Origin of the sequence: Rathayibacter sp. AY1E3 (assembly GCF_002932235.1) — a bacterium.
GTDB lineage: Bacteria > Actinomycetota > Actinomycetes > Actinomycetales > Microbacteriaceae > Rathayibacter.
The window spans coordinates 23,286-29,631 of sequence record NZ_PSVN01000024.1 but is presented as its reverse complement, the minus strand read 5'-3'; the positions used below and the strand labels follow the sequence as shown (position 1 = coordinate 29,631).

Here is a 6,346-nt window from a genome sequence, read left to right as displayed (position 1 = left end):
GCGGCGGCCGAGCGGCGGGTAGTGCGCGGCGCGGACGGCCGCGAGCGCCTCCTCGACCGTCTCGATCATCGGGACGACCACGACGTCCGCTCCGGCGTCGAGCGCCCTGCCGATCAGCGCGTCGGAGAGCCCGGCGACCCGGACGCCGACGGGCGGCCTCCCGCTCACGGCGCCGAGCGCGCGCAGGGAGGCGAGGACCGCGGCGTCGTCGAACGCGCCGTGCTGCGCGTCCAGGCACAGCCACGCCGGCCCGCCGCGCGCGATCTGCGCGACGGTCAGCGGCTCCCCGAGCCGGCACCACACCCCGTCGGCCCGACCGTCTCCGAGAACCCGTTCCGCATCCACGGGTCCGATCCTCGCGCACGGAGCGTCGCCTAGGCGAGGACCGCCAGTGCCGTCGACAGGATCCCGAGGACGACGCCCGCCCCGAGCAGGATCAGGCCGGTCAGGCGCAGCGCCCGCACCGCGTCGCTCCACCGGTGCAGGCGGATGCGGTGCGGATCCTCCTCGCGGTAGTGCACCTCCCGCTGGTCCGACCGTGTCGGCGTCAGCGGGTCCCCGGCGGACAGCGGACGCGATCGCACCTCGCCGGCCCGGGTCACCCAGTGCAGCGCGAGGGGCGGACCCTCCTCGAGGTAGGCGGTCGTCGTCAGCCAGCGTCCGTCGATCAGCGCCGCGACGAACGCGGCGAGCAGGAACAGCACGCCGAGGGGGAGGGTGACCAGCGAGAGGGCCTCGGAGATCGTCTCCAGCATGCAGCGTCCCTCCGACCGGATCCGGTGCTGAGCGTACCGAGTCGGCGGCCGGCGCGTCCGCAGTGGGACGCGCCCCGCCGCCGAGCCCGCGGGCCTCAGCCCGAGGCGACCTCGAGGTCGACGACGAACGTCACTCCGAAGCGATCGCGCAGCATCCCGTAGAGGGGCGACCAGGCCGCCGGGGCCAGGGGCACGACGACCGCTGCCCCCTCCGAGAGGCCGTCCCAGAGGCGGTGCAGCTCCTCGGCGTCGGAGCCGCGCAGCGACACGAACACCGGGATCGTGCCCGGGTCGTAAGCCGTGTGCGCGGGGACGTCGTACGCCATGACGCGGAAGCCGGCCTCGGAGACGACCTGGCCCCACATCAGCTGGTCGGCCTCGTCGGGCGAGGTGACAGCGTTCGCGTCCGCGTAGGACATCGCGTCGACCCGGCCTCCCGTGACCGAGGCGTAGAACTCCAGCGCCTCGCGGGCCTGTCCGCGGAAGTTGAGGTGGGTCGTCGTGGTGATGCTCATGGTGCGCTCCTCGCAGTCGTGCCGGGTCGATCACCCGGTGCCCCGACGCTCCCAGGAGAAGAGGACGGTGACGGTCCTCTTCTCGGAATACCCTCGGGACGTGCCCACGACGACCGAGCGGCTCCTCCTGCTCCTCTCCCTCCTGCAGACCCGCCGCGACTGGCCGGGCGGAGTGCTCGCCGAGCGCCTGGGGATCGCGCCGCGCACGGTGCGTCGCGACGTCGACCGGCTCCGCACGATGGGCTACCGGATCGACGCGGCGAAGGGCCCCGACGGCGGGTACCGGCTCGAGGCCGGCGCCGAGCTCCCGCCGCTGCTCTTCGACGACGAGCAGGTGCTCGCCCTCACCGCCGCCCTGCGCGCGCCGATCGCGGGGCTCGAGGAGGCGTCGGCCCGTGCGCTGGCGACGGTGCGGCAGGTCCTGCCCGCCCGGCTCCGGCCCCGAGCTGATGCGCTGCGCTTCACGGTCGCGGCGGCGCCGGCCCCCGCAGTCCCTCCGGAGCGGCTGGTCGCGGTCGCGGCGGCCGTCCGGGCCTCGGAGGTGTTCCGCTTCGCGTACGCGGAGGCGGTGCGCCGCGTCGAGCCCCACCACCTGGTCGCGCGTCAGGGCCGCTGGTACCTCATCGGTTTCGACCTCGACCGCGACGACTGGCGGGTGTTCCGCGTCGACCGGCTCGAGCCGCGCTCGCCCCGCGGGGCTCGCTTCCGCCGCCGGGTGCTGCCGGGCGGGAGTCCCGCCGAGTTCCTGGAGGCGCGGTTCCGCGGCGGAGCGCCCGGGGAGGGGTGGCCGTGCCGCGGCTCGGTGGTGCTGGAGGCGCCCGCCGCCGAGGTCCTGCCCTACGCGGGCGACGGGGAGGTGGAGGACCTCGGCGACGCGGGCTGCCGACTCGCCCTCGGCGCCTGGTCGTGGGAGGCGCTCGCCGCGTCGTTCGGCCGGTTCGACGCTCCGATGGCCGGGGCCGAGCCGCCCGAGCTGGCCGCCGCGTTCCGCGTGCTCGCGGAGCGGTACGCCGCGGCGGGAGCCTGACCGGACCGCGGCGGCCGTCCGGCGCCGCTACTTCACCGAGTACCGGGCGCTCCCCGTGCTGCCGTCCGCCGTCGTGACCGTCAGCGTCCAGCAGGTGCCCCGCTTCGCGGGCACCGTCCACGCCTTCACGTAGCGGTTCGTCGCGGTGTCGTAGCGGAGGCGTCCGGTCAGGGTGGTCGTCGGCGCTCCGGTGAGGACGGCGCCGGCGGTGCAGGAGGTCTGCTTCTGCGTGACGCTGCGCACGTCGGCGAGGGCGGAGTGGCGGAACGTTCCCGCGGAGGACGTGGACGTCACCTGGAACGTCATGCCGGTCGCGGCTCCGGCGGCCACGCTCTTCACCGAGGTGCTGAGCCCGCCGATCGTCCACGGGGTCACGGTGTAGGACGCGGTGAGGGTCGAGACGTTGCCCGCCCGGTCGGTCGCGGTCGCCCGGTACACATGCGGTCCGACGGAGCGGCCGCCGCCCGTGATCACGCAGTCGCCGGTGAGGCCCGAGAGCGCGTCGTCCGCGAGGCAGCGCGCTTCCGGGAGTGCCGTGCCGTAGGGGTAGGACCCCTCGGGCTTCGACGTGAACGAGAGCTGCGGCTTCGTGGAGTCGATGTCGATGCCGCTGCGGGTCGTCGTGGCACGGTTGCCCGCGTTGTCGACGGCGGTGCCGGTGACGCTCTGGCCGGGGCCCTCGCGCAGGATCCGCGCGGGGGTGCAGCTGCGGATCCCGGAGCCGCTGCCGTCGGCGCAGGAGAAGCCGACGGAGACGGGGGAGCGGAACCAGCCCGCGGCGTTCGGAGCCGTCGGCGCGGTCGTCGCGGCGATGGTGGGAACGCCGGTGTCGACGATCCGGTAGGTCGCGGCGGCGGTCGTGGTCAGTCCTCCGGGGTCGGTCCAGGTGCAGGTCGCCGTGCGGGTGCCGAGGCCGTTCACGAGCGTGCCGGTGACGACGGCCTCCTCGCTGAACGTTCCGCTCTCCGCATCCGTGATCGCGCAGGCGGCCCTCGGCTCCGAGCCCTTCTCGTAGGAGGCGCCGTCGGTGGCGGAGGCGACCGTCACGACGGGCGGGGTGTTCGCGGGGACCACGGTGACCGTGTGCGGCACGCCGGCCGTGGTGCCGTACGCGTTCCGCGCGCTCACCGTGAAGGTGGAGTCGCCTGCGGTGGTCGGCCTGCCCGAGACCACGCCCTCCGGCGAGAGGGCCACCCCCGCGGGAAGGGCGCCGGACGAGACCTCGAAGGTCGCGGCCGGGCCGGACGCCGTGAAGGTCGCGGAGTAGCGGGTCCCGGTCTTGACGAGCGTCTCGGCGGTGTCGGCGGTGAGGGTCGGCAGCGGGCCGATCGCGAAGGCGTGGTTGAAGCCGACCGCGATGCCGGTGGCGCCCGTGATCCCGGCCGGGACGTCCAGCTCCGTGTCGCCGTCGGGGTGCAGGGAGACGACGGTGCCGTCGGACGTCAGCAGGACGCTGAAGCCGATGCCGGCGGCGATCGCGGTGATGCCGCCGAGATCGGCGGGGACCCGCGGCAAGCCGGAGTCGGCGGGGTCGCCCCAGGTGACGACGGTGCCGTCCCGCTTCAGGGCGAGGCTGTGGGAGTAGCTGACCGAGACGGCGACGACGTCGCGGAGCCCTGCCGGGGCGGTGTACGCGCCCCTGTCGTCGCCGCCCCACGCCACGACCGTCCCGTCGGCGCGCAGCGCGAGGCTGTTCCAGCCGCCCGCGGCGATCGCGACCACTCCGGAGAGACCCGCCGGCACGTCGGTCGCTCCGAACTGATCCGAGCCCCAGGCAGCCACGGTCCCGTCGCCCCGCAGAGCGAGGGTGTGGTAGCTGCCCGCGGCGACAGCGGTCACGCCGCCGAGTCCGGCCGGGACGTCGGTCTGGCCCTGACGGTCGTCGCCCCACGCGACGACCGTCCCCTCCATCGTGAGGGCGATGCTGTGGAGGTACCCGGTCGTGATCGCCGTCACCTCGCGGAGCCCGGCCGGCACGTCCCGCTCGCCCTCCAGATCCGCTCCCCAGGCCTCGACGGTGCCGTCGGTGTGGAGCGCGAGGGTGTGGCTGTAGCTGCTCGCGACGTCCGTGAGGTCGGACATGCCCGCCGGCACGTCCCACTCCCCGTTGAGGTAGCGCCCCCAGGCGGCGACGCCGTTGGCGAGGTGATCGTTCCCGACCGGCACCGGGTCCGGCTCGGCGGAGGCGAGGGGAGCCGCGGTGCCGGCGAGCAGCGCGACGGTCGCGGTCAGAGCGAGCAGAGTGCGGCGCAGGCCCGCGGCGGTGCGGGCGGGGCGCGGAGAAGCGGGGTCGGTCACGGGCTCACGCTAGGGGCCGGCTCTCCTCCGCGGCGGGGGCGGGGGCGCCCTGTAGCGGACATGTCCTCTAGAGGGCGGAGCGCCGCTCCTCCAGGGCGGAGCGCCGCTTCTCCAGGGCGGAGCCTGGCCTCTCGGGGCCCGCGGCGGAAGGGCTTGCCCGGATCCGCGGCGGGCGATTGGCTGGAGGGCAGGAGAGAGAGGTGTCACCATGACGCAGACCTTCCCCGCCTGGTTGCGGGATCAGCAGAAGAGGGACGACGAGGTCGGCCGCTTCGCGCAGGCCTTCGGCGGTCGCGACGACCTGCCCGAGCACGGCGGCCGCGCGATCTACGACGGCTACTTCGCCAGCGAGCCCGAGTCGGCGCAGGCCGATCTGGACCGCGCCTGGATGGAGTTCGAGGCGCACCCCGAGCCGTCCGCCACGTCCGACGAGCCGGAGGGACTCCGATGAGCGACCAGACCCCGAGCCCCGTCGAGGACCCGGACGACCAGTCCGACAAGCCGTCGCAGGCCGAGGGCGAGGACGAGCGCGACACCCCGCACGAGGTCCTGCCCGCCGAGGGCAAGCCCTCGAAGGCCGAGGGCTGAGCCGACGCACTGAGCCGACGCACTGAGCCGACGCACTGAGCCGACGCACTGAGCCGACGCACTGAGCCGACGCACTGAGCCGACGCACTCCCCGGAGGGGCACATCCTGCAGAGGGTGCGCCCCTCCGTCGCGTCAGCGCCCGGTGACCGCCAGCAGCTCGTGCGCCGCGGCGCTGTCCGGGTAGCGGGAGAGCACGCGCTCAAGATCGCGCCGAGCCGGAGCCGTGCGCCCGTCCGAGAGGAGCGTGCTCGCGCGCTCGAGCAGCGCCTCCGCCCGCAGCTCCACGGGCCGCGCACTGGTGACGGTCGGGCGCACCACCCGGTCGAACGCCTCGAGGGCGCCCTCGATCACGCCGAGCTCGCGAAGAGCGACGCCGCGGCGGATGAGCACCGCGGCGGAGGCGGCGTCCACGTTCTCGACGGGCGCCGAGAACTCGGCCACGTCGCTCCAGCGGCGGCGGGCGGAGTAGAGGGAGGCGAGCGTCGACGCCGCGAGGGTCGACGGCTCCAGGGTCTCGACCGCCACGGCAGCCGCGGTCGGATCCATCGGTGCTGCCAGCTCGCCGTAGAGCAGGCGCAGCGCCGGGGCGTCGAGCGGCACCTCCACGTCGAGGCCGCCGCTGAGCGGCAGGCGGACGGTCAGCGCGATCCCGTAGCGGCGGAGGAAGGAGTCGGCCTACGGGTCGTAGTGGATGCGCACCAGCCAGCCGGTGAGCCGCAGAGCGCGGTCGTCGTCCGCGGAGTGCAGGGCGTCGCGGACGAGCTCGACGACGGCCGCGAGGCGCGAGCCCTCGGGGGAGCCGGTGGTCGCCTCGTGCAGGTCCTCCGCCGGCGCCCCGGCGCGCACGAGCCGGAGCAGGGGCGCCTCCCACGCCGGAGCGAGGGCGGAGGGGCGCACGAGACCCGGCCCGCCGGGCATGCCGAGCCAGCCGGACAGCCGGGAGCGGTGGCCCTCGGGGGAGAGCGGGTCGCCGGCCGCCCGGAGCCGGGGGCGCGCGAGGGCACGGAGCTCACCGCTCCGCCGGAAGCCGACTGCCACGGCCGATCCCCCTCCGCGTGCGGCGGCGGCTGAGGACCGTCGATCCTCCGAGTCTACGGCGTCGCCCCCCGCCGTCACCCCCGAACGGGGAGCGACGCGCTGGCGGCGATCCCCCGCCTCCCGT

At 75.3% G+C, this 6,346-nt stretch carries 9 protein-coding genes; 3 read left to right on the top strand and 6 right to left on the bottom strand.

Going from position 1 to position 6,346, the window contains the following annotated elements; all coding sequences use genetic code 11:
• The 3 genes from C5C53_RS15165 to C5C53_RS15155 form a co-directional block, all read right to left on the bottom strand.
• A partial coding sequence (locus C5C53_RS15165; RefSeq protein ID WP_258075438.1) for an aldolase/citrate lyase family protein occupies positions 1–345 on the bottom strand: 345 nt, incomplete at its 3' end.
• Positions 346–374: 29 nt separating this feature from the next.
• The gene (locus tag C5C53_RS15160; protein WP_104267914.1) at positions 375–755 is read right to left on the bottom strand and encodes a hypothetical protein; all 381 of its coding nucleotides are present in this window, start codon (positions 753–755) and stop codon (positions 375–377) included.
• A gap of 95 nt (positions 756–850) precedes the next feature.
• Entirely contained in the window at positions 851–1,270 is a 420-nt protein-coding gene (locus C5C53_RS15155; RefSeq protein WP_104267913.1) for a VOC family protein, read from the bottom strand.
• Between the two features lie 100 nt (positions 1,271–1,370).
• Between C5C53_RS15155 and C5C53_RS15150 the strand changes: the two genes are divergently transcribed.
• Positions 1,371–2,297 carry a YafY family protein gene (locus tag C5C53_RS15150; RefSeq protein ID WP_258075437.1) on the top strand — a complete coding sequence of 309 codons (927 nt, stop codon included), beginning with the start codon at positions 1,371–1,373 and terminating at the stop codon, positions 2,295–2,297.
• A 27-nt stretch (positions 2,298–2,324) separates the two neighbouring features.
• Here the strand turns inward: C5C53_RS15150 and C5C53_RS15145 are convergent, their stop codons facing one another.
• Positions 2,325–4,595, bottom strand: coding sequence for a PxKF domain-containing protein (locus C5C53_RS15145; RefSeq protein WP_104267912.1), 2,271 nt, complete (start codon positions 4,593–4,595; stop codon positions 2,325–2,327).
• Between the two features lie 208 nt (positions 4,596–4,803).
• On the opposite strand from C5C53_RS15145, the gene C5C53_RS15140 reads away from it, so the two are divergent.
• Together C5C53_RS15140 and C5C53_RS17205 are read left to right on the top strand one after the other, a co-directional pair.
• On the top strand, positions 4,804–5,046 hold the full coding sequence (locus C5C53_RS15140; protein ID WP_104227148.1) for a hypothetical protein: 243 nt from the start codon (positions 4,804–4,806) through the stop codon (positions 5,044–5,046).
• Entirely contained in the window at positions 5,043–5,183 is a 141-nt protein-coding gene (locus C5C53_RS17205) for a hypothetical protein (protein ID WP_159940045.1), read from the top strand. The genes C5C53_RS15140 and C5C53_RS17205 overlap by 4 nt, the downstream gene beginning before the upstream one ends.
• A gap of 133 nt (positions 5,184–5,316) precedes the next feature.
• Here the strand turns inward: C5C53_RS17205 and C5C53_RS15135 are convergent, their stop codons facing one another.
• Together C5C53_RS15135 and C5C53_RS15130 are read right to left on the bottom strand one after the other, a co-directional pair.
• Positions 5,317–5,790 (bottom strand): tol-pal system YbgF family protein, encoded by a 474-nt coding sequence (locus C5C53_RS15135; RefSeq protein WP_104267911.1) that lies wholly within the window; start codon positions 5,788–5,790, stop codon positions 5,317–5,319.
• A 69-nt stretch (positions 5,791–5,859) separates the two neighbouring features.
• On the bottom strand, positions 5,860–6,222 hold the full coding sequence (locus C5C53_RS15130) for a hypothetical protein (RefSeq protein WP_104267910.1): 363 nt from the start codon (positions 6,220–6,222) through the stop codon (positions 5,860–5,862).
• Between the last annotated feature and the right edge of the window lie 124 nt (positions 6,223–6,346).